Origin of the sequence: Clostridium gelidum, assembly GCF_019977655.1 — a bacterium.
GTDB lineage: Bacteria > Bacillota > Clostridia > Clostridiales > Clostridiaceae > Clostridium > Clostridium gelidum.
Window position 1 is genome coordinate 4,035,718 of sequence record NZ_AP024849.1, and the last position, 24,421, is coordinate 4,060,138.

21 protein-coding genes and 1 pseudogene are annotated in these 24,421 nt (G+C 28.0%); 2 read left to right on the forward strand and 20 right to left on the reverse strand.

Features of this window, described 5'->3' with window-relative positions:
- Positions 1–98 precede the first annotated feature (98 nt).
- From hisF to hisZ, 8 genes are all read right to left on the reverse strand, one after another.
- Positions 99–860 carry an imidazole glycerol phosphate synthase subunit HisF gene (gene hisF, locus psyc5s11_RS18535; protein WP_224033965.1) on the reverse strand — a complete coding sequence of 254 codons (762 nt, stop codon included), beginning with the start codon at positions 858–860 and terminating at the stop codon, positions 99–101.
- A gap of 15 nt (positions 861–875) precedes the next feature.
- Positions 876–1,592: a 1-(5-phosphoribosyl)-5-[(5-phosphoribosylamino)methylideneamino]imidazole-4-carboxamide isomerase gene (gene hisA / locus psyc5s11_RS18540; RefSeq protein WP_224033966.1), complete on the reverse strand. Its 717-nt coding sequence runs from the start codon at positions 1,590–1,592 to the stop codon at positions 876–878.
- Positions 1,589–2,209, reverse strand: a complete 621-nt coding sequence (gene hisH / locus psyc5s11_RS18545) for an imidazole glycerol phosphate synthase subunit HisH (RefSeq protein ID WP_224033967.1) — start codon at positions 2,207–2,209, stop codon at positions 1,589–1,591. The genes hisA and hisH overlap by 4 nt, the downstream gene beginning before the upstream one ends.
- 135 nt (positions 2,210–2,344) lie before the next feature.
- Entirely contained in the window at positions 2,345–2,932 is a 588-nt protein-coding gene (gene hisB / locus psyc5s11_RS18550) for an imidazoleglycerol-phosphate dehydratase HisB (RefSeq protein WP_224033968.1), read from the reverse strand.
- A 172-nt stretch (positions 2,933–3,104) separates the two neighbouring features.
- A complete protein-coding gene (locus psyc5s11_RS18555) occupies positions 3,105–4,142 on the reverse strand; it encodes a pyridoxal phosphate-dependent aminotransferase (RefSeq protein WP_224033969.1) in 1,038 nt (345 codons plus the stop codon).
- Positions 4,129–5,427 carry a histidinol dehydrogenase gene (gene hisD / locus psyc5s11_RS18560; protein ID WP_224033970.1) on the reverse strand — a complete coding sequence of 433 codons (1,299 nt, stop codon included), beginning with the start codon at positions 5,425–5,427 and terminating at the stop codon, positions 4,129–4,131. Before hisD ends, psyc5s11_RS18555 begins: the two co-directional genes overlap by 14 nt.
- Before the next feature lie 133 nt (positions 5,428–5,560).
- Positions 5,561–6,190 (reverse strand): ATP phosphoribosyltransferase, encoded by a 630-nt coding sequence (gene hisG, locus psyc5s11_RS18565; RefSeq protein WP_224033971.1) that lies wholly within the window; start codon positions 6,188–6,190, stop codon positions 5,561–5,563.
- A 1-nt stretch (position 6,191) separates the two neighbouring features.
- Positions 6,192–7,337, reverse strand: coding sequence for an ATP phosphoribosyltransferase regulatory subunit (gene hisZ / locus psyc5s11_RS18570; RefSeq protein ID WP_224033972.1), 1,146 nt, complete (start codon positions 7,335–7,337; stop codon positions 6,192–6,194).
- A gap of 340 nt (positions 7,338–7,677) precedes the next feature.
- Between hisZ and psyc5s11_RS18575 the strand changes: the two genes are divergently transcribed.
- Entirely contained in the window at positions 7,678–8,448 is a 771-nt protein-coding gene (locus tag psyc5s11_RS18575; RefSeq protein ID WP_375541964.1) for a YoaK family protein, read from the forward strand.
- 122 nt (positions 8,449–8,570) lie between these two features.
- On the opposite strand, the gene psyc5s11_RS18580 is transcribed toward psyc5s11_RS18575, so the two are convergent.
- The 12 genes and pseudogenes from psyc5s11_RS18580 to psyc5s11_RS18635 form a co-directional block, all read right to left on the reverse strand.
- Entirely contained in the window at positions 8,571–8,795 is a 225-nt protein-coding gene (locus psyc5s11_RS18580; protein WP_224033973.1) for a hypothetical protein, read from the reverse strand.
- Positions 8,796–9,052: 257 nt separating this feature from the next.
- Entirely contained in the window at positions 9,053–10,210 is a 1,158-nt protein-coding gene (gene thiI, locus psyc5s11_RS18585) for a tRNA uracil 4-sulfurtransferase ThiI (protein WP_224033974.1), read from the reverse strand.
- Positions 10,210–11,355: a cysteine desulfurase family protein gene (locus psyc5s11_RS18590; protein ID WP_224033975.1), complete on the reverse strand. Its 1,146-nt coding sequence runs from the start codon at positions 11,353–11,355 to the stop codon at positions 10,210–10,212. Before psyc5s11_RS18590 ends, thiI begins: the two co-directional genes overlap by 1 nt.
- A 538-nt stretch (positions 11,356–11,893) precedes the next feature.
- A complete protein-coding gene (locus psyc5s11_RS18595) occupies positions 11,894–12,970 on the reverse strand; it encodes an HD-GYP domain-containing protein (protein WP_224033976.1) in 1,077 nt (358 codons plus the stop codon).
- A gap of 244 nt (positions 12,971–13,214) precedes the next feature.
- On the reverse strand, positions 13,215–14,039 hold the full coding sequence (locus psyc5s11_RS18600; RefSeq protein WP_224033977.1) for a RelA/SpoT domain-containing protein: 825 nt from the start codon (positions 14,037–14,039) through the stop codon (positions 13,215–13,217).
- A gap of 324 nt (positions 14,040–14,363) precedes the next feature.
- Entirely contained in the window at positions 14,364–15,785 is a 1,422-nt protein-coding gene (locus psyc5s11_RS18605) for a DUF4179 domain-containing protein (RefSeq protein ID WP_224033978.1), read from the reverse strand.
- Entirely contained in the window at positions 15,769–16,314 is a 546-nt protein-coding gene (locus tag psyc5s11_RS18610) for an RNA polymerase sigma factor (protein WP_224033979.1), read from the reverse strand. The genes psyc5s11_RS18605 and psyc5s11_RS18610 overlap by 17 nt, the downstream gene beginning before the upstream one ends.
- A 443-nt stretch (positions 16,315–16,757) precedes the next feature.
- Positions 16,758–17,990 (reverse strand): annotated as a pseudogene (locus psyc5s11_RS18615) (DEAD/DEAH box helicase); the annotation flags it as partial.
- Positions 17,991–18,220: 230 nt separating this feature from the next.
- Positions 18,221–19,168, reverse strand: coding sequence for a flavodoxin domain-containing protein (locus psyc5s11_RS18620; protein ID WP_224033981.1), 948 nt, complete (start codon positions 19,166–19,168; stop codon positions 18,221–18,223).
- 162 nt (positions 19,169–19,330) lie between these two features.
- Complete coding sequence (locus tag psyc5s11_RS18625) at positions 19,331–20,137, reverse strand: MBL fold metallo-hydrolase (protein WP_224033982.1); 807 nt, start codon at positions 20,135–20,137, stop codon at positions 19,331–19,333.
- 320 nt (positions 20,138–20,457) lie between these two features.
- Positions 20,458–21,678, reverse strand: coding sequence for a dicarboxylate/amino acid:cation symporter (locus psyc5s11_RS18630; RefSeq protein ID WP_224033983.1), 1,221 nt, complete (start codon positions 21,676–21,678; stop codon positions 20,458–20,460).
- Positions 21,679–21,927: 249 nt separating this feature from the next.
- Positions 21,928–23,379: a UDP-N-acetylmuramoyl-L-alanyl-D-glutamate--2,6-diaminopimelate ligase gene (locus tag psyc5s11_RS18635; protein WP_224033984.1), complete on the reverse strand. Its 1,452-nt coding sequence runs from the start codon at positions 23,377–23,379 to the stop codon at positions 21,928–21,930.
- Between the two features lie 190 nt (positions 23,380–23,569).
- Here psyc5s11_RS18635 and psyc5s11_RS18640 point away from each other — a divergent pair, with 190 nt between their 5' ends.
- Positions 23,570–24,421, forward strand: a complete 852-nt coding sequence (locus psyc5s11_RS18640) for an AraC family transcriptional regulator (protein ID WP_224033985.1) — start codon at positions 23,570–23,572, stop codon at positions 24,419–24,421.

Consider the following 24,421-nt stretch of genomic DNA (forward strand, 5'->3'; position numbering starts at 1 on the left):
ACCTCATTATTACTTTAAATTCTTAAATTCTTAAATTCTTAAATTCTTAAATTCTTAAATTCTTAAATTCTTAAATTCTGGGCATTATAATCCAATATTTAAATACGTACAGGAATATTTCTATCATTTAGATATTTTTTAACTTCATCAACAGTCAATTCTCCATAATGGAAAAGTGAAGCTGCAAGAGCTGCATCTGCTATATTATTTTCAAATACATCATAAAAATCTTCTAAGCATCCACATCCTCCTGATGCAATTACAGGAACGTTAGTTATATCACTTACAGCTTTAGTTAATTCTAAATCAAAGCCCTTTTTAGTTCCATCTGCATCCATAGAAGTCAAAAGAATTTCTCCAGCTCCAAGTGATGTCGCTTCTTCAACCCACTTTAACAAATCCATGCCAGTATCAATTCTTCCGCCATTAATAACTACGTTCCACCCAGTATTATCAGCTCTTCTCTTTGCATCGGCAGCTAATACTATACATTGATTTCCAAAGTAAAAAGCACCTTCTTTTATAAGGTTTTTATCCCTAACAGCAGCTGAGTTTAAGCTTACCTTATCTGCACCAGCTCTAAGTATTGACTTTATATCTTCTAAAGTTTTTAATCCTCCACCTACAGTGAAGGGAATAAAAATCTTTTCTGCAACACTTTGAACAACCTTTTCCATTATACCTCTTTTTTCATGAGTTGCAGTTATATCTAGAAAAACTAATTCGTCTGCCCCTTGCTTATTATAATGTTCTGCAAGTGCAACAGGGTCACCAACATCCACTAATCCTTCAAAATTAATGCCCTTAACAACTCTTCCTTCCTTTACATCAAGACAAGGAATAATTCTCTTTGTATGCATAACCCTAACCCCCTATTATTTCTTAGAAACTTGTATTGCTTCCTCTAATGACAATGTTTTAGCATATATTGCCTTACCAGTTATTGCTCCATATAAGTCTATGTTCATTAGATCTTTTATATTTTCTATATCACGAATTCCACCTGAAGCTGTAATATCAATATTAACAGTTTCTTTTAGAGCTTTAAGCATCTCAACATTTGGTCCTTCTAAAGTTCCATCTTTACTTATATCAGTTACTATTATGTTCTTAACTCCTACGTTTTCCATCTTTTTAGCAAAATCTATATAATCTAAGTCACTTCCTGCAAGCCAGCCTCTTCCGTATACCTTACCATCTTTACAGTCTATTCCAACTGCAATTTTTTCACCATATGTATATATTGCTTTTTTTAATAATTCCTCATCTTCCATAGCTATAGTTCCAAGGATTACTCTTGCTACACCATTATCTAATAGATATTTAATAGTTTCAAAAGAACGAATTCCTCCACCAAGTTCCACAGGAATTTTAAGGAATTTCGCAATTTTGATTACTAATTCATGATTTTGGTTACTTCCACTTTTTGCTCCATCTAAATCAACTAAATGTACATATTCCGCACCCATATCTTCAAAAGATTTTGCTGTTTCAAGTACATCCTCTGCAACTATTTCTTTTTTATTATAATCTCCTTGATACAACCTTACTGGTTTTCCATCGATTATATCAATTGCTGGTAAAATTATCATTTAATCAACTCCCCAAATTTTTTTAATATATCTAAACCTACAGTTCCACTCTTTTCAGGATGAAATTGAGCTCCCATAACGTTCTTACATCTAACAACACCTGGAATCTTATTTTCTCCATACTCACTATAAGCTACTAAATCATCATCATTATAATTTTGTACAAAATATGAATGTACATAATAAACAAATTTGCCCTCTTCTATAGAATTAAATAATTCATCATTTTTGTTATATATTAAATTATTCCACCCAATGTGAGGAATCTTAATATTATTTTTTTTATCAGCTTTCATCTTAACAATACTACCCTTTAATAATCCAAGACCTTTTCTTTCAAATCCTTCAAAACCATTTTCAAATAATAATTGCATCCCAAGACATATTCCAAGAAGAGGCTTATTCTTAGCTACTTCTTCTCTTATTATCTTATCTAAAGATAATCTTTCTATAGTATCCATAGCATCAGGAAATGCTCCAACCCCTGGCAATATTAATGCTTTAGAATTTCTTATATCTTCTTCATCAGATGAAATTTTACTTTCAAGTCCAAGAAAATCAAGAGCATTCTTAACACTACTTAAATTTCCCATTCCATAATCTATTATAACTATCATTTAAACACCCCTTTTTGTAACAGATGAAAAATTAAAAATGAATAATGAATGATGCTAAAGTATTTCTTGAATATTTTAGAAATCCATTGGGATTTTTTTCTCAATTATTCATCATTCATTTTTCATCATTCATTTTTACAGTCTTCCTTTAGTTGATGGCACTCCATTTTCATCGCTTCTAAATTTAGCTTCTTTAATAGCTCTTCCAAACGCCTTAAATAATGCTTCTATTTTGTGATGATCATTTTCTCCATATAAAACTTTTAAATGAAGTGTTATTCCAGCATTAAAAGTAAAAGCTCTAAAAAACTCAACTACCATTTCAGTAGCCATTTCTCCAACCTTTTCTCTTTTAAAATCACAATCAAAAACTAAAAAAGGTCTATTACTTATATCTAATGACACTAAAGCCAACGTTTCATCCATTGGCACATAAAATGTTCCATATCTATTTATGCCTACTTTATCTCCTAATGCTTCTTTAAAGGCTTCTCCAAGTGTTATTCCAATATCTTCTATAGTATGATGATCGCATACCTCTAGATCTCCTTTAGCTAACACTTTTAAATCAATTTTACCGTGAAATGCAAATAAAGTTAGCATGTGATCAAAAAATCCAACACCTGTATTTATTTCACTCTTTCCACTTCCATCTAAATTTATATCTAATTTAATACTAGTTTCTTTTGTTATTCTTTCTTTTTTTGAGCACCTATCTAACATATTAGCCCCCTTAAATATATATTTTCTAACTTATTTAAATAAAATTCTTGTAAAAATATCTCATTTCAGATTTATTAACTATGTCTATTACCTTAATAAATCTAAAAGAGATTTTCTCCTAAATTGATATTGCTAATTGAACATTAATAATTTTCATATATTTATATAAAAATTATATACAAAAAATATTCTTTATGCTATCGACTACTTTTCTATTTTGCATAGGTGATCCAACAGTAATTCTAAAAGTATCATCATTAAAATTTCTAATTACAATCCTATTATTTTCAAGACCCTTTATAAGAGCTTCTTTATGAGCAGTTCTTCCATATATATAGTTCCCCTTCGATGGATAGAATTGTATATTCATTGCCGCACTTTTTTCAATTTCTTTAAGATTATTATATAACTTTTCTCTTTGTTCAGTTATTTGCTTTGCATTATTTAGAACCTTTTGTGGATATCTTAAAGCAATAGAAGCTAAATTTTGTGAAAAAGAACTTATGGTATAAGGCACCTTATAGTTTAATAATTCACATATATTATCTTCATGAGATATTAAAAATCCAACTCTTAAGGATGCAAGTCCCCATGCTTTTGAAAGAGTTCTTGTTACAATTAAATTTTTATACTTATTTATATATGGAATCATGGATTTTCCATAAAACTCATAATAAGCTTCATCTACAAGAACTATTTTATCTTTAAATGCCTCTAATATAGTAATTATACTTTCTAACTCCATTCCAATTCCAGTAGGATTATTAGGATTTGAGAAAATAATTAAATCCACATTTTCTTGTTTTCCAAGTTCTATGAATTCTTGTAAATTAAACTCCATAGATGTACCTATATCATATGTTTTAAGTTCTCCACCGAATCTTGATACATAAAAATCATACATTATAAAATCAGGTCCTAAGCTTAATGCTTTTTTACCTTGTTTAATCACCTTGCTTATTGCAAGTTCTATCACTTCATCGGATCCATTTCCCACAATAATATTTTTGCTTTCTGTACTTGCATAATTTGCATACAATTCTTTAATAGTCTTCATTTCATTAGTTGGATACCTATGTAACCCTATGCTAGTTAAACAAGACTTCATATTCATTAGTATATTTTCATCCATTTCTAGATATATTTCATTACTATCTAATTTTATGGTGTATTCATCATAAGAATTAATATATTCCTTATAAATTGCCATTATTTAATCTCACTTTCACGGAATTCGCATGAGCTGTTAACCCTTCTTTATTAGCTAATGTTATAATTTTTTCTCCATTTTCCATAATTGCTTCTTTTGAGTAATAAATGAAAGATGATTTTTTTATAAAACTATCAACTGATAAAGGTGAGAAAAATCTTGCTGTACCACTTGTAGGTAATACATGGTTTGTTCCACCAAAATAATCTCCTATAGGTTCTGGACAATATCTACCTAAGAACACAGAACCAGCATTTCTAACCATACCTAAATATTGCATAGGCTCATCTACCATAATTTCCAAATGTTCAGGTGCAATTGCATTAGAAATATCAATACATTCTTCAATAGTTTTGCAAAGTATTGCACTTCCAAAATCTCTAAGAGAAGTTCTTATTATCTCTTCTCTTTCAAGAGTTTTAACTTGCCTTTCTAATTCAACTTCAACTTTTTCATATAATTCTTTAGATGTTGTAATTAATACAGATGATGCTAATTTATCATGTTCTGCTTGTGACATTAAATCTGCTGCAACAAAACTCGGATCAGATTTTTCATCTGCAATAACCAATATTTCACTAGGGCCTGCAATCATATCTATATCAACGTCTCCAAATACTAATTTCTTAGCTGTCGCAACAAATATATTTCCCGGCCCTACAATTTTATCAACTTTTCCAATGGTTTCTGTTCCATAAGCTAAAGCCCCAACAGCTTGTGCTCCTCCAACTTTGTATATCTTGTCTATTCCAGCAATTCTTGCAGCTACTCCTATATATGGATTAATTCCCCCATCTTTATCTGGTGGCGTTACCATTATAATTTCATCTACGCCAGCAACCTTTGCAGGTATAACATTCATTAGTACTGATGAAGGATACGCAGCAGTTCCCCCTGGAACATAAACGCCAACTCTTTCTAGCGGAAGAACTCTTTGACCTAAATAAACCCCTTTATCTTTGGTCATTAAAAATCCATTTGCTTTTTGTCTTTCATGATAATCCTCTATATTCACCTTAGCTTCTTTTAGTGCTTCAATAAAATCTTCTTCTACGCTATTAAAACATTCATCTATTTCACTAGCAGTAACTTCCAAAGTTTTAAGTTCAACTTTATCAAATTCCTTAGTAAGTTCAAATAAAGCCTTATCTCCTTCTTTTTTGACTTTTGCTAAAATGTTATTTACACTTAACAATATTTCTTGTTCTGTTTCCGTAGATCTTCCTTTAAGTTCATTAATCAAGCTTTTCTTATTGCTTTCAGTAATTTCCATGAATTTTAACATATTTAAAATAGCCCCCTTTAAATTCATAACAAATCAATAATTACAGAAAAAATAATTTGTTAAATTACTTTATTATTTTTTAATAATTATTTAAAATATGTTAATTATAATTATCAACATTTCACGAATTTTGTCAATTATTTATCACATCTTTAATTCTATCTATGAATTCCCAAATCTCATTTTGCTTCATTTTGAAACTTGCTTTATTTACGATTAACCTTGCACTTATTTCACAAATCCTATCTAATACAACTAAGCCATTTTCTTTCAGTGTTGTACCAGTTTCCATTATATCTACAATACCATCACATAACCCTAGTATTGGCGCAAGCTCTACTGAACCTTCTATTTTTATAACTTCAACATCCATACCTTTCTTTTTAAAGTAATCTTTTGCTACCTTTGGATATTTAGTTCCTATCTTTACGTGACCAACCTTCTTAAAAATATCAGTTTCAGGCAATGATGCCACTATAAAACCGCACTTTCCAAAACCTAAATCTAGCACTTCATAGCAGTTATTATCACTTTCTAAAATTGTATCTTTTCCAACAACTCCAAGATCAGCTACTCCATGTTCTACATAAGTTATTGAATCAGCAGCCTTTACTAAAAAATACTTTATATCTTGCGTTTTATCTTTAAATACAAGCTTTCTTCCTTTATCTTTTAATTCTGAAGGATCATAGCCCGCTTTATCTAAAATTTTAATTGTTTCTTGTTCTAATCTTCCTTTTGTCAATGCTATACTTATACTCATTTTACAGTTCTCCTCCTTTAACAATTTTCATTTCTTCAATATCTTCTTTTGGCAATAAATCAACTATATATCCTTGTTTTCTAAGTTCTTCACTCTTTTTTATAGCTTCAATTCTATTTTTTTCACTATAATATATCTTATATATATTTTCATCTTCATTTAAGTTTTTATTAAGCTTCCCATTTTCAATTACAGAATTAATATCTATTGAAAATCCTATAGCAGGAACATAATTATTAGAAGATTTAATTAATCTGTCATATCTTCCGCCTCTTAAAAGTGTATTTCCTACACCCTCACCATACCCTCTGAAAATCATTCCTGTATAATAGTTAAGCCTTGGAACCATTCCTAAATCAAAAGTTACATTTTCTCCATATCCAAGCGCTTCTAATTGTGAATATAAAACTTCTAAATACTCTAAGTTTTCTTTTACCTCATTATTAAATGCTAATTTCTTAGCTTCTTCTAAAATATTCTTATCCCCAAACATCCAAGGTAATTTGTTAAAGAATTTCTTATATTCTTCTTTAATATCTAAGGCATCTATATAATCTTCTAAGTTCTTTAAATTTTTATCTTCTATAAATTGAGCAATAACTTCTATATGTTTTTGATCTATTTCTAAATTTTTAAATGCCCCATTAAAAAACCCAATATTACCTATTTCAAGTTTAAAATCATTTAATCCAAGCTTCTTTAAAGCTTCTAAAGCTAGAACTAAAACTTCTAAGTCAGACTTTTTATCTTCAATCCCTATAAGTTCAACACCGCAATCTGTATACTCATTTCTTTTTCCACCAAGACTTTCATGAACTCTAAATACATTAGAAGTATATCTTAGCTTTATAGGTAATTCTGCATCCTTAAGCTTTGTTTCTACCACTCTAGCTATTGGAATTGTCATATCTGGTCTTAAGACTAATATACGTCCTCTATTATCAAAGAACTTATACATATCTTCTTCTCTTAAAGTTTGAGAATTATAGTTAAATGTTTCATAAAACTCTAACGTTGGAGTTATAACCTCTTTGTATCCCCATTTTTCAAAAATTTCGTCTATATCTCTTTCTAAAGATCTCTTTATAACACATTCATCTAATATTAAATCTCTTGTCCCTTCAGGAAGCATATTTTTTTTATTCATTTTAATCCCCACCTATCATTTATTGCTTGATTGTTCTATCGTTTTATCGTTTTATCAATTTAGCGTGCTAAATCGTCCTTTAATTAATAATATCTTATTTTTTTTACCATGTCAATAATTTAAAACTACTAAATTCTCCATTCTTAATATTCATTTTTAAATTGCTAATCATTGAACATTAATACTTAAATCTTCAGGTTTAAATATCGTTTTAGTTGTCCATTTTTATATCTATATTTATCATATGTAAAAATTAATGTTATAATATAAAATAGTTTATTTCTTTAAAATTTTTCATAGGTCATATGTGAATATTAAATTGAAAGGAGATTTTTTAATATTGATTATTAAAGATATGCACATAACTAAAGAAAAAAAAATTCAAGTACCTACTAAAACTTCTGAATCTGTTCGACTTGGAGTTCTCCTTGCGATAGTTGGAGGCTTTTTGGATGGATATACTTTTATATGTAGAGGTGGTGTTTTTGCTAATGCCCAAACTGGAAATATTGTGCTATTTGGTGTAGACATTACAAAGGGAAACTTTAGACAAGCTTTTATGGCTTTTTTGCCCATTTTAGCTTTTATAATTGGGATATTAGTAACTGAAAAAATAAAAGACTTTAGATTTCCATCATCTATTTCTGTTACATATTCGGATCGTATTATTTTACTCATTGAAATCATAGTTCTTTTTATTATAGGATTTATACCATCTACTGTACCTGATGCATTTGTAACCATTCCAATTTCATTTGTTTCTTCGGTTCAAATTGCTTCATTTGCAAAGCTGGTTGATTCACCTTATAGCACAACTATGTGTACAGGTAATTTGAGATCTGCATCACAAGCAGCTTATAAAACTTTTGTAAAAAAGGATAGTAATTCATCTATTATAACTGCTCGCTATGCAATAGTAATATTTTCTTTTATAATTGGATGTTGTTTTTCTGGAATCTTAACTTCACAAGTTGGAGTTAAATCAATATGGTTTGCTGTAATAATATTAATTTTATCTTTGAGTTTATTTAGCATAGATGAATATAGATTTAAGTCACATGAAAAAGGAACAGAAAAATCAGAAAAGAAACCTTTTGAAATAGTAGGTTAATTTAAAAGGCTAATATATAGAAAATAGACTATTTTTTTAATAATCCTATGAATTATTTAAAATAATAGTCTATTTTTTCAATCTTTTAAGCTATAATTTGAAATTTATTATATTAACAAACCTTATTTTGCAGCAACACTGAAAAATAATGCTTTTCCAAGTTCAGTAGCTTTTATTTCTTTTTTTACTATTGCAACTACACTGTTTTGATCACTAAGGCTACAATCAAAATGTATTTGAAGTCCTTGCTTTTTTACAAACTTAAAAACTTTTTCGTTTTCAACCTCAAGATTTTCTACTATTGCTATTATATCGTCTTGTCTTAATGCACAATTTACTATTATCATTATTTATACCCCATTCCTATTAATTTTTTCAAAATAATAAAGCTATTTTTATTTAATTATATAGCAATTACTATTTTACTGCATGCTTATATTAATTAAACATATCATATATATATTTATAACATACTTTTTTATATATTTCAATTTTTTCTGTTAACAATCAATTTATACAAAATCCTCGTTATAATTAAGTTACGACTCAAAATACAACTTGGAGATTTATATAAATGCACTATTAAAAGTTTTTTATAAAGTAACTAAAAGTTTACAATTTCAATATTATTAATTGATTTTTCTACTAATTCATCTATATTTAATTTTTCTTCTTCTTTTCTGATTTTATCAAGCTTTGGATTAGTCTTTGGATGCTTTGGAACAAATATTGTACAACAATCTTCATAAGGAAGAATTGACGTTTCAAATGTTCCTATTTTTCTTGCTATGTCTATTATATCTGTCTTATCCATAGCAATTAGCGGTCTAAATGCTGGTCTATCAGCACAATCATCGCTCACAATAAGACCATCCATAGTTTGACTTGCAACTTGGCCTATGCTTTCTCCTGTACATACTGAATCAATTCCATAAATATCTGCAAGCTTGCAGGCTATCCTCATCATAAATCTTCTCATTATTATAGTAAGTTCATCTTCTCTACATTTATCTATGATTTCCATTTGTATCTCTGTAAATGGAACAATATATAAATTTATTTTTTCTGTATATTGTGCTAGTATTTTAGCTAAATCCTTAACCTTATCTTTAGCTCTTTCTGATGTATATGGGTGACTATGGTAATAAACACAGTTCACCTCAACACCTCTTTTAGCCATAAGATATCCTGCGACGGGAGAATCTATTCCTCCAGATAGCATTAGCATTGCGCTACCATTCATTCCATAAGGAAGACCTGCTGAGCCTTTTGTTACATCTTTATTAGACCAAATATATGTATAATTATTTCTTATTTCAATATTTATTATAAGGTCTGGATTGTTAACATCAACATTTATTTCACCATCATAATTATCAAGAACATATCCACCAACTTTTCTTGATACTTCTAAAGAATTTAATTCAAAGCTTTTATTTGCTCTGTTAGTAACTATCTTAAAAGTCTTATCCTTTGTTTCTTTAGCTTTTTCTAAAGCAACTTCCTTTATTGAATTTAAATCTATTTCTACTTCTTTAACTAAACATACTTCTAATATCCCAAACACCTTACTAATTCTTTTAATACTTTCTTCTACTTCTTCAGTCTTAATAAAATATCTTCCACTATCATGTGTAAATTCTGCATTTATACCTTCAAGCTTTTTACCTATATTATCTCTTAATTTTTTTTCAAATTTACCTCTGTTTAATCCCTTTAAAAATATTTCCGGGGCATACTTTACTAAAATAAGTTCATTCATTATTTTTTCCTCCTTAAAAAGTTAATTCCTTTATTTAAATTATCCATTACATAATCTACTTCTTCTTCTTTATTATCATCAGAAAAAGAAAATCTGATCCCACCTGATATTTCATCTTGAGTTAATCCTAATGCTTTTAATACATAACTTCCACCAATTTTTTCTCTTTCTCTAGATGAACAAGCTGAACCTGTAGATACGTATACTCCTGCTTCTTCCAAAAAGTGAAGTAATACCTCACCTTTTATTCCTTTAAATGAAACATTTAAAATATAAGGTGAAAAACTCTCATTTAATAAACTGTTTATCCTTATATTTTCTATAGATCTTAATTTCTCAATAAACTTTTTCTTTATTCCAGAAACCTTTTTATAATTTTCATTGATTTTATCATTTACAATTTTAGAAGCTAAACTCATCCCCATTATCCCTGGTATATTTTGAGTACCAGCTCTTAGTCCAAATTCTTGAGATCCACCTTCTATTAACGGAATTAAAGTATTAGGCTTTCTAATATATATAAATCCTACGCCTTTGGGTCCATGAAATTTATGAGCACTTACTGTCAAGAAATCTATATTCATTTTCTTTACATCTATAGGTATTTTTCCATAACTTTGAACAGCATCAACATGAAATTTAGCTCTGCTACTACTTTCTTTTATTATTTCACCTATTGTCTTTAAATCTTGAATTACTCCAATTTCATTATTTATATGCATTATTGAAACAAGTACAGTTTCCTTAGTTATAGAATTTCTTAGATGATTTAAATCAATGCTTCCATCTTCATTTATCTTTAAGAATGTTACTTTAATGTTGTTATCTTCTAATTTTTTTATAGTATTTAAAATAGATGCATGTTCAAATGGAGTCGTAATAAAATGAGTTCCACTTTTTAAAATCCCCTTAAGTACAGAATTATTCCCTTCACTTCCACCTGAATTAAAATGTATCTCATTTTCACTAGAATTTATGGTCTTAGATAATATTTCCCTGCACTCTTTAAGCTTCCTTTCACTTTTCAATCCTAAGTTATGCAGAGAAGAAGGATTCCCATAAAACTCCTTCATACCAAAAGCTACTTCATCTATTACAGTCCCTAAAGGTTTTGTTGTCGAACTATTATCAAAATAAACTTCCATTAATTTTTCTTCCTTTCAAGTTTAAGAATATGACACAAAACATACTAATATACTAACTTGTATTTTTTTGAATATACCTTATATAATAATCAAATATGTATTAATTTTTCTATCTCATCCCCAATATCTAACTTTTCTGATAGCCTTACTATGTAATGTACATGTTTTATTATAACAAAAAAATAATATATGCATAGTCTTTTTTTATTTAAACACAAATAAGGCACTAGAAAGAAAATAACAAGTTAAAGATGCAATGTATATTTTGTCTTAAGACGAGGTACCCCTTGAGGGTATAAGTTCAACTAAATTCAGCTGAAATGTGAAATTTCACCTTAAAAGTTTCACTTTATGTCAGCCAAGGAAGTAATGTTAACTAATAGTTGACTATTAGCTAATATTACTGACGAAGTATGACACAAAACAGACTAACATACTGACCTGTTATTTTTTTGATAGTACCTAAAGCAATAAACAAGAATTTCTTATTTACTGCTTAGTAGAGAGAAAATTGTTAAAGTGCACTTATTGTGATTAATCATTTGTTTATTAAATAATTATAATCAATACCAGATATTACAATGTTTTTCAAATTAAAATCATTGTGAAGATCTAGTATTTCTTCTTTGCCTCCTATGATTTTAAGAACAGGTCTTAATGGATCATTAGGATTTCCTTTTATAACGTCTCCAGTTCTCCCATCACTTAACCACACCCGTGAACCAATAGGATATGTCTCAATTTTTTTCAAAAATGCTTTTACAATATCATAATCGAAGCTTGTCCCAATACCTCCCATGATATATTCAATTGCTTCGGATGGTTTCACAGGTTTTCTATATGGTCTATTAGCCGTTAATGCATCATATACATCTGAAACTGCAATTATTCTTCCAAAAAACGGAATTTCCATTTTTTTCAATCCTTCAGGGTATCCTGTTCCATCAAACTTTTCATGATGACTAATCACACCTAAATATATATCCTTATTGATTTCTTTATTTCCACTAATATACTTTGCTCCTAAAGTCGTATGTGTTTTAACAATATCATATTCAGATTCTGTAAGTTTTCCTGGTTTTGATATTATTTCAATTGGAATTTCCACTTTTCCTATGTCATGCAGCATAGCACATACTCCTAAATTGCATAATTGTGTCCTGTCTAAACCTAGTTCTGTTCCTATTGCAATTGCTATAACTGTTACACTTAAGGAATGCAAATACGTATTTGCATCATAGGTTTGCAAATCAGAAATTCCTATGGTAATTTCTTTATTTTTTTTTATGTTACGAACAAGCATTTCTGATACCTTTTCTATTTGTCTTATCGTATTTTTAGCTAGAATTCGATGCGTATTCCCGCAGCTATCGAAAATTGTTTTAATTGCTAGCACTGATTCTTTTTTAAATCTATTATCTAGAATTTCATTTGTTCTTCCGTCTTCAATATATACTCCTAACACGCCAAAACTTATTAATTTATTGATATTTTTTTCTGTTAATATTTTTCCTTTTGTCAATAAAAATGCATCAGATTTTTTATTATAATTCAAGTCTATATTAGAAGCTAGTTTCATTCCACTTTTCAATTTGTATTGAGGCACAAAAATCATTCAACTACCTCCTACTGATTTTTTTCTTATATATTAATTATATATAAATTGTTCATTTATAGTCAAGTAACTATTCTTCAATTTTGCCAAATTCAACATTTCCCGACTTGTTTATAATTTATGTAAAAAATAGAATCATACAACTTTACTAAGTTAAATATCTACATCTCTTCTTCTCCATAAAAAATCATTTTTTTAAGTATATTCATATATTCTCTATTTTCACTTTTATTTCTGATTCACCTTATAAATTGTTTTCTATATTATTTTTATTCACTTGTTTTTTTAATTTAGCTATCTCTGCTTTCTGTTTTTCTATTATATTTTTTAAATTTAGTTCCTTTGCCCCCCATTCCTTACCCAGATTGTTAATTAAAGAAGCCATTTCATCTGCACTTCCTACAATTCTATTGAATAATAATAAATTAGATTGAAGAATTTCAGGAATCTCCTTATGTGAATACCTGAGCCTATGGTCTATCTCACCATAACCTTCTTCAAAAATTGTTCTGACTTGTATTTCTGCAATAACTTTTTGGCTTGTTGGATAAAATTCTACTAAATAATGCACTGAACGATATCCTGAAGCTTTTGATCTCACCTCAATATTTTGATCAGCAAAAACCTCTATATTATCTCCAGCCCTAACATTTGCAGTTATCTCTATAACCTTCCAAGTTTTTAAAATAAATTCATGTATTTCTTGCCATTGATCCTTAAATATATGTATAACCCTTATTCCTATTAAATCATTTATTTCATTTTTATAGTTATCTATTGTAAACTCAAATTCGCTCCCATATTTGCTTTTTCTGTCAATTGTCTTTCTTATAACCTTTTCTATTAATCTATCTGGCTCTTTAATTCTAGACTTAACTGAATGTACCATTTTTTGTGAACGCAATATATTAGCTATGAACTCTGCTTGATTTTCATATGAGTTTTTATATTCCATGTAATCTTTATAAATTTCTTTAACATTATCAATGTTAATGTTATCTTTTAAAATTGTTTCCTTAGAATGTGGATACTTTAATAGAAATTCATCTATATTAAAACCTTTTTTCATTAGGATATACTCCTTTATTTATAATCGTTATACTAAATTCTCTACTTATCATTCTTTTTTATACTGTATTATACTACATTAATTTGAAATTCAATAAACAAAAGCTCCAATCAATTTCTGGATTGAAGCTATTTTTATAATTATTCAATAAATTTACTTAACTGTATGCTTAATTTTCTTTATAGATTCAATCTTATCTTTCGCTTTGTATTTAGATATAGAATAACTTCAACCATTCCTATTCAAGTTGAAGTTATTCTTTCTCACTCTCTTAAAAGTAATTATTAAAAATCTTTGAAGTTCCATCAATAATTATAAGCCCTACTATTTAACCTTTATTGTGAACTTGTCATCATTATATACTTCAATAGCTTTTGATTGATCTTTAGCCCTAACTGAATAGTCTCCTTCTGTGATTACTTTATCACAAGTAATTACATATTCATCGCTATTACTTATATAAGTACTCTCTTCCTCTTGTTTTCTGTAAACCCTATCATCAGAATTATCAATAGATAATATCTTCTCATTAGTTTTATTATTTGTTATTTCAATTGGTGCCACATGAACTCCATATTTAGATTTATAATAAATTTTTGTTTTTCCATTTTTAGTTTCAATTCTCGTAATGGTAGCATACTCTTTTCCATCATCCGAATATAACCTTGTTTCTCCTTGCAAATTAAGTTTTGCAGTAATTTCCTTTTCAGTATCATCATCGTTATTAAAAATATACTTGTATGGTATAAATGTTAGTGATTCTGTATCATCATAAACTTCTTTGAATCTATTATTAAAATACTTGATATGGTTTCCATCATCATCAATATAGCCCTGACTTTCTGAAGATTTAGACTCAATATATCTTCCTTTATCATCAAATACAACAAAATATAAATCCTCATTTGAATTTTCTTGATCATACGTTTTAGTTCCTTGTATTTCTGTATTTATTGGCGTTGTAATAATCTTATTTATATGATTTTCACTACCTATATTGCTTAAATCTATATTACACTCTTGTTCATTAACGTTCCCATTAACTTTTTCACTGCTTACAGGAATATTAAAATCCCATTTTCCTTTAATATAATTATTTTCTGAATACTGCATCTTATCTATATTTAAACTTAATATAAATTTATCCGGTATTTCTATATATCCTCCATAATTTTTTTTATTTTGAATATCTTCCGGTACTATATTATTCATTACTACTGAATAATGCTCCATACCAACATAAGTCTTGTTATCATCTATAAAATTTCCAGTTCCTCCACTAGCAAAAGATGTTTTCTTCCCATTTATTTTTAATTCAGCCTCATCAAAACTTGGACTGTGTTCCATTCTTTCTTCACTTTCACCAGTATAAAATATATATATTTCAAGTCCATCGTAAACCACTTTATTAATAGTAATCTTCAATCCATTACTTTCTTTAGTTATGTTTAAATCCGAAGCATATTTATCATAGTTTTCATAAGTTTTATAATTAAACATTTTAAGGATACTCCCTATAATAGGAATATTACTTGCATAAGCCGGCATGGCTATTCCTAATATTATTGTGGCTGTTACACAAATAACACATATGCTACCAACCTTTTTTACATTAAATCTTCTTTTTTCTATTTTCTTAACTGCATCATTTATTTTTTTATTAACATCTTCCGGAATATAGTTGATTTCATTTTTTAATCTCTCTTTTATTTTATCATCAAATAAATCATCACTTACTTGCATCATATTCCACCTCACTTATGATTTCTCTAAGTTTTACTCTTGCTCTTGTAAGTCTAGATCTAACTGTTCCTTCTGGAATTTTCAATATTTTTGCAATATCCTTAAGACTCATATCTTCAAAGTAAAATAATACTGTAGTTATTCTTAGCTCTTCACTCAGAGAATTTATTGCTCTTGTCAAATCCATATTTTCATAACTATCACTACAAATTTCAGTATTATTATTTTCATCTAAATAAGTAACTCTTTTACTTTTTCTTAATATTTCATTACACTCATTAATTAAAATTCTTATTATCCAAGTTCTGAAATATTCATCCTGTTTTAAGGAATTTAGTTTTTGAAACGAATGTATTATTGTATTTTGAAGAGCGTCTTCAATATCTTCCTTATCTATTAAAATTCCTCTAGCTACTCTATAAAGGTTTAATCTATTTTCATCTATAAGTGCTAAAAAAGCTTCTTTGTCACCTTTCTTTGCTTTAGACACCGTTGATTTTTTTCTATAATTTAAAAATGATATCAACTCCATCTTTTTCCTCCTTAATTTATACTACCTAGCTAAGTATTACAGTTATTAGATGTATCAGTAGCATAAAATGCTCATATGAATTTATTAAAATTAATACTTGGATATATTAACAAAAAAATCAAACCCACAATAAGCTTTAATAAAAAAGCACCAACAATATTATCTCTAATACTATTGGTGCTTTAAATCTAATTTGAAATTTATTTAAAACTTGTTCTTCTAGTTGTATTCTTCTTTGCTCCAGCTGTACGTGTATTTGGGTTTGCTGTTGCTCCAGTTCTGAATGTATTTTGATTTCCTGTAGCTGTAGATTTAAATGTATTTTTATTTCCTGATGTTGTTGTTTTAGCTTTGTTTGTATTTCCTGTTGCTACAGCTTTACGTGTATTTTCACTTCCTGTTGCTGCAGTCTTATTTGCATTTGTATTTCCTGCAGTTGTATTTTTAGATGTACTTTGAGTTCCTGTTCCTTTAACTCTAGTATTATGCCCAGTTCTTGGTCTATTTCCTGTTGCTTTAGTCTTAGGGCTTGGTGTTAAATTTACCATTGGAAATTTATGTCCTTCAACCACATCTATTTTCTTTTTAATCAATTTCTCTATATCTCTTACAAAAGGTACTTCATCTACATCACTAAATGATATAGCGATTCCACGTTGCCCGGCTCTACCTGTTCTTCCAATTCTATGTACATAAGTTTCTGGTATATTAGGTAAACCATAATTAATTACATGTGACAATTCATCAATGTCAATTCCTCTTGCTGCTATATCTGTAGCTATTAAAACTTGTATTTTTTTATCTTTAAAGCTTTGAAGTGCTTCTTGTCTAGCATTTTGAGACTTATTCCCATGAATTGCTTTTGCTCCTATTTGTGCATCTTCTAAATACTTTACTAATCTATTAGCATCACTTTTAGTTCTTGTGAAAACTAATGCTGATTTTATTTCATCTGTTTTTAATAAGCTTATTAATAATTTTCTCTTATTAGCTTTGTCAACATAGTAAAGTGATTGTTTAATCTTATCAACAGTTGATGATACAGGTGTTACCTCTACTACAACTGGGTCTACTAAAAGTGTGCTTACTAATTTTTTGATTTCGCTAGGCATAGTTGCTGAAAAGAATAGTGTTTGTCTTTTTTTAGGAATATATCTTATAATTTTTTTTACGTCATTTATAAATCCCATATCTAACATTCTATCAGCTTCATCTAATATGAATATCTCTATTTCACTTAAATCTATAATTTTTTGATTTACTAAATCATTCAATCTTCCTGGTGTTGCTATTAATATATCTACACCTTTTCTTAATACTTCTTCTTGTGGTTTTTGTGATACCCCACCAAATATTACTGCAGACTTTAAATTCAAATTCTTACCATATGATTGAAAATTATCATATATTTGTATTGCTAATTCTCTAGTCGGTGTCAAAATTAGCGATTGTATTTTTTTCTTCTTTGCAATCTTATTTGAATTATGTAATAACTGTAATGTAGGTATTGCAAAAGCAGCAGTTTTACCTGTTCCTGTTTGTGCACATCCAAGTAAATCTTTTCCAAGTAAAATCGATGGAATTGCTTCTTCCTGTATTTTACTAGGCTCTTTATAATTTTCATCTTTTAATGCTTTTAATATTGGTTCTATTATGTTTAATTCTTCAAATTTCATATATTATATTTCTTCCCTCTTTTTCTAAGCACAATAAAAATGGCCATCATTAATAGCCATTTTAATCATACTAAAATCTATTTCCATAAGTATAACATGGTTTACGTAATATAGATAGCTTTAGATTTAAATTAAATAGAAATGAAAAGTTTTTCAGATGCATTATACAAATTCATCCTATTGTTTTCATTATATATTTCCCATTCTGCGTAAACTATTAACTCTTCTTTCTAATTTACAAAATAATATTGTTTTGAATCCATTCCTTTTGCTTTAAAATCTGTGTTTAAAAATTCAAATACGCTTGGAACTACTTTTATTAAATTCAAATTCACTGAAAGATTTTTTAACGTTTCAATATTTAATCCTTTAACTTTTATTAGTTCAATATATTCTTCACTCCAGCAAGGAATTATTTCACTTTCTCCTGATATTTGCATTCCTTTAAGTTCATTCATAGATGTATAACTATCAAATATAGCTAAGCACACATTGGAATTCTGTAATATCCCTTTAAACTTAAAACCGCCTTCACTAATAAAATAAAATTTATCTTTATAATATGTGTATTCTATAGGTGTATTTCTAACAAAATCTCCACTTCCTGTTGCTAGTGTACAAGTATTATTAATTTCAATAAACTTATTAATTTCATCCTTTAATTCTTTTTTATTCATTTCTTTATCCGGTTTATTTAGCACTTTAGCCAATTTACTACCAATGTCAAGTATTTCCTTTTTATTTAAACTTCCCATGTCTGTTAATGGTATACGTTTCTCTTTTAGAAATGCTTTTAATATTTTTTTATCATCTTTAGTAAGTTTCTCTACCCTAATTTCCCCTTGCACAAAATTTATTATATCAGCTTCTCTATTCATTGCCTTTTCAATGGACAAAACATCATTATTGATATAGTTTTCCAACAACCCTACTCCTACTATAGCTATTCTTTTATTTTTTATTATATCTTTTATAGAGGATAAATACTTTTTTAACTTATCCGCTGTATTAAATCCATAAAAACCAAGTACTAATACTATATTATTATATTTGCTTACTTCTGGTAATTCTTCATCTATCTCAACATGCTTTGCAGGACCTAAGATTAACGATAATATATCTGCTACCTTCTTTGAAGTTCCGTAATAACTTTCACTAATAAGTAATGTACTTCTCATAAATTTATCAGACTCCTCTACTCTAATTTTACATTTATTCTATTACAATATATATATTCATAATTATAAATGTATATTAACATATCTTAAAAATAGGCACTCAAAGCTGACTACCTATTTTAATTTTGTACTATCTTGGAAATGCAACTCAAGTTGTATGTATTACCATTGTATTTCTAGACCTACTCCAACTTCTTTTATAGGTATAGTTTTATGTATTTCTGCTTTAACAGCAAATGATGTGCAGTGGCAAGGATATAATTCTCTTATATTATTCGCCTTAAAATACTCAATAGTCTTACTTACTTGTTCTGACAGTTCAAACAAATGAAAGCCACCTATAATTCCAAGTACTCTATTATCATTACACACTTCTTTAGCGTATTCTACTATATTGCAAATCCCACTGTGTGAACATCCTGTAATAATATATATACCTTTATCACTTTTATATACAAGTGCTGTATCATCCATTACATAATCATCAACTAAATCTTGGTTATCCATTTGTTTACCAATATCTTTTCTCTTTTCAAAATTCACCACTTGTGGTATTTCACCTAAAAATATAATATTTTCACTAAGTTTAACAGGTTGTTTTGATAGAATTAAATTACACTTTTCTTTTAATTCTTCTTCTAATATAGGAGAACAAATTCTTAAATTGCCAATAACTTTTTCCTTAAATGCATCTGGATGAGCCAAAACAGATATCTTATTTTTACGAGGTTGGTTAAAATAATATTTCAACCCTCTTGTGTGATCATCATGACCATGGGAAATAACAATAGTTTTTATACTATCTAAGTCTATACCAAATGCCTCTAGATTTTTCATAAACAAATCAGAATATCCTACATCTAATAATATAGAAATATCTTCATCTTCTATATAATATGAGACTGCTGGTTCACCACAATAATATTGGTCAATATATGTGTTATTATCTACTAAAATTTTTAATTTCACGTTTTTACTCCTTCTGCTTATATAATACTATCTACACTTTTCTCACTTACTACACGCAATGGGAATATTATAAATTTCTATAACACTATATACATAATTTTTATCATTTATTAATTCTATCTTTGCACTATATCTTTACCAAATTTTTTAGCAGCCAGATTATCTTTTGGGATTTTCGCATTCAAATATTTTATTCTTTCTCTATTATACACCTACATTTATAATAGGTAATCTCAATAAAAGATTACCTATCAACGTCTTGATTATTTCACCTTTGAAATGCTCTATTATTTCATTTATTTCATGGTATATTTTTAATTTTAGCATTTCTCTGTAAATTTAGATATTATCATTGTACAAACGGTATTTCCTGCTGAATTTAATAGTGTAGCAGGCGCATCAATTATTGTAGCTATTACCAGCATTATCGCTAGTGCTTCTTGTGGAAAATTAAATATACTTAAAATTAGCATTTCACCTATGGCCCCACCTCCTGGCACTGCACCAACTACGGCACCAATTAAAAGTCCTGCTCCTAATATAGCTATTAAAGAGCTTATATTATTTATATCCCTACCAAATATAGCAAATAAGAACATTATCTTATATATTCCTCCAATAACTGAACCATCCTTATGAATATTAACTCCAATTGGCATTATTATATTAGCTAAAGTATTTGATACCCCCATATTTCTAGCTGCTTTTATATTAACTGGAATACATGCTGCACTTGAGCATGTTGCTAATGCTGTTATTGAAGGCTCTATTGCATTTTTCCAAAACATTTTTATTCCTCTTTTTCTTCCTGCTATATATGCATATATGCTAAAAAATATAAAGAAATATATTATAGAAACAACTAAATACAATACAAATACTTTTACATATCCATTTAAGATTTGACCACCTAATTGACCAATAACATTTGCAAAATATGCTCCGAGTCCAATTGGTGCATAATACATAATTATATTAACTACTTTCATAGTTACAGCAGCTCCACTATTTAAGAATGAAGCAAATGCCTTGCCTTGTTCTCTGCAAAGCATAGTCCCAAATCCTATTAACACAGAAAATAATATTAATGCAAGTAGGTTACTTCTAGATAAAAGTTCTCGAAAGTCTCCAACAGTAATACTAGAAACTATTTTTTCTAGAGCACCTACATTTTTAACTGTCTCTGCTTCATTAGTGCTCATTAAATTATTAAATGTTGACGAATCTAAACCAGTAGTTGGATTAAATAGTTTAAAACTAACTACTCCTATTATTCCTGAAATAATTGCAGTAACTCCAAAAACAATTATAGTTACCACAAGTATTTTCCCAAGTTTTTTTGAACTATCCATGTTAGCTATAGAAGATGCAATACTAAAAAATACTATAGGCACCAACATTGTAAATATAAGATTTAAAAATAGATTTCCAAAAGGAGCAAATATACTTGCTTTCTCCCCTATTATTAATCCTATACATCCACCTAACAAAATGGAAAATAATAAAATTAGCGATGACTTATAACTTTTTAGAAACTTCAAATTTCTCTCCTCCTACAAATTACTTAGGCATATGAAAGAAAATAACAAGTCCAAAATGCGATGTATATTTTGCGTCAGACGAGAAGGTATGTTTACCTCATAGTTGCTATTAGGTGAACACACTGATGAGTAGAGAACCCAAATCTATGATTTGGTGTGAATCACTTACTCAGCGAGCGAATACGAGTCGAGCTTCCGTATGACACGAAATAGACTAGCATATTAACTTGTTATTTTTTTGATTATGCCTTATCCTAAAATTTCTCTAACTACTTCTCTATCATCAAAATGTATTTTTGTAGTTCCTATAATTTGATAATCTTCATGACCTTTTCCTGCTATTAATAATAAATCATCATCATTTAATAATTTTAATGCCTTTTCAATTGCTTTTCTTCTATCTGCTATTTTTTCATACTTTGAATCTATATTTTCCATTCCATCTTCAATCTCTTCAATGATTCTTATTGGATCTTCAGTTCTTGGATTATCTGAAGTTATTATACAATAATCCGATAAAATTCCAGCTGCCATTCCCATTATCTTTCTCTTAGTTTTATCTCTATCACCACCACATCCAAATACCGTAATAAGTTTTCCATCAGTTATATCTCTTGCCATCATTAATAATTTTTCTAAAGCATCAGGAGTATGCGCATAATCAACTATTACATTTTTGTTTAAATTATTTTTAACCATTTCAAGTCTTCCTGGAACATGTTTAATATTAGATACTAATTTTAGAATTTCATTAATATCTAATCCAAGTCCATAGCAAGCTCCTATAGTGGCCAAAACATTGTAAACTGTAAACTTTCCAGGAATATTAACTTTTACTTCTTTACTTATTCCTTTAAAAGCAACATTAAATCTCACTGAATCATTTTTATATTGTATTTCTGTAGCTCTAATATCTGCTTCTTCTCTTATTCCATAAGTTAAAATTTTGCAAGTAGATTTTTCTATAATTTCTTCAGCAATTTTGTCATCAAAATTAATAATACCAAGACTACATTTACGAAATAATTTTATCTTTTCATTCTTATAATTTTCCATTGTCCCATGTTCTTCAAGATGATCTTGTGATAAATTAGTAAATACCCCTATATTAAAATTACAAAAATCAACTCTATGCTTTGCGAGTGCTGAAGATGTAACTTCCATTACTGCATTTTTAGCATCCTTATCAATAAATTCTCTCAATACAGCTTGAAGCTCTAATGATTCTGGGGTTGTTGGATTTATCTTTTCTATACTTATTTCTTTATCTTTTAATTCATAACCTAAAGTACCTATTATTCCTGTAATTTTTCCATAAGCTTCTAGTACATCTTTAATGTAATGGATAACTGTAGTTTTACCATTAGTTCCTGTTACTCCAACTAATTCTATTTCTTTAGATGGTTCTTTATAAAATAAATTCGACATACTTGATAAAGCTAATTTAGCATTTTCCACTTTTATTAATGAAATATATTCACTTTTAATACTAATTTCTTCCTCAACCACTATTGCTATAGCTCCATTTTTAATAGCCTCACTTATAAAATCGTGCCCATTAACTCTATTTCCATTTATACATATAAATATTGAATTTTTCTTTACCTTTCTAGAATCGTAGCAAATACTTGTAATATCATTATTAACATCTCCATTTATTAGCATATAATCTATATCTCTTAATAATTCATATAATTTCATTTCTATTCCTCCATTAATTGTTTATCTATTATACTTTTATTATATACAACATTTTTGCAACAAATAGTGTATATATTGCTTGATATAGTGTAAAAAGTGCTTTATGATATTATTTAATATCATATTAATTTTATATTGTAGTTCTTCAGCTATACATAATAATTAATTTATTAGGAAGGATATTTTTAATATGCATGACAACGATTCTAGTAATAAATTGGGATACTTAAACAAAGATTTTCAATTATTTCACTTAAAAGATAAAAAAAATCAGGATTTTGAATTTCATTACCATGATTTTAATAAGATAATAATATTTCTTTCTGGTACAGTGACTTATTTAATTGAAGGAAAAGCTTATTATTTAAAACCCTGGGACATCTTGCTTGTAAATAATCATGATGTTCATAAACCTATTATTGATTCTTCTAAAACTTATGAACGAATAGTAATTTGGGCTAATTCACATTTTATAGAAAATCACAATTATGAAAACTGTGACCTTTCAACATGTTTTAAGTTAGCAAATGAAAAAAGCTTCAATCTTATTAGATTAGAAGCTGAATTTCAAAATTATATAAAGTTCATAATAAAATCCCTTGAAGCATCTCTTCATTCTAATGACTTTGGGAGTAAGCTTTTGAATAATTCACTTTTTATTCAATTACTTATCTACTTAAACAGAATACATCTTGGTAATATGTATACTATAGAAGATGAAGCACTTAAATATGACAAACAAATTGAAAAGATTTTAAAATATATTAACAGTAATTTATGCACTGATCTTTCCATCGAATTTTTATCTCAAGAATTTTATATTAGTAAATATCATCTTATGCATAAATTTAAAAAAGAAACTGGATATACTCTTCATAACTATGTAATGCAAAAAAGACTTTTAATGGCAAAGGATCTTATAAAGAATGGAGAACCAATTACTAAAACTTATATACAATGCGGTTTTAATGATTACTCATGCTTTCTTCGTTCCTTTAAAAATATTTTCCATAAATCTCCTAGTGATTTTTCACCAAAATAA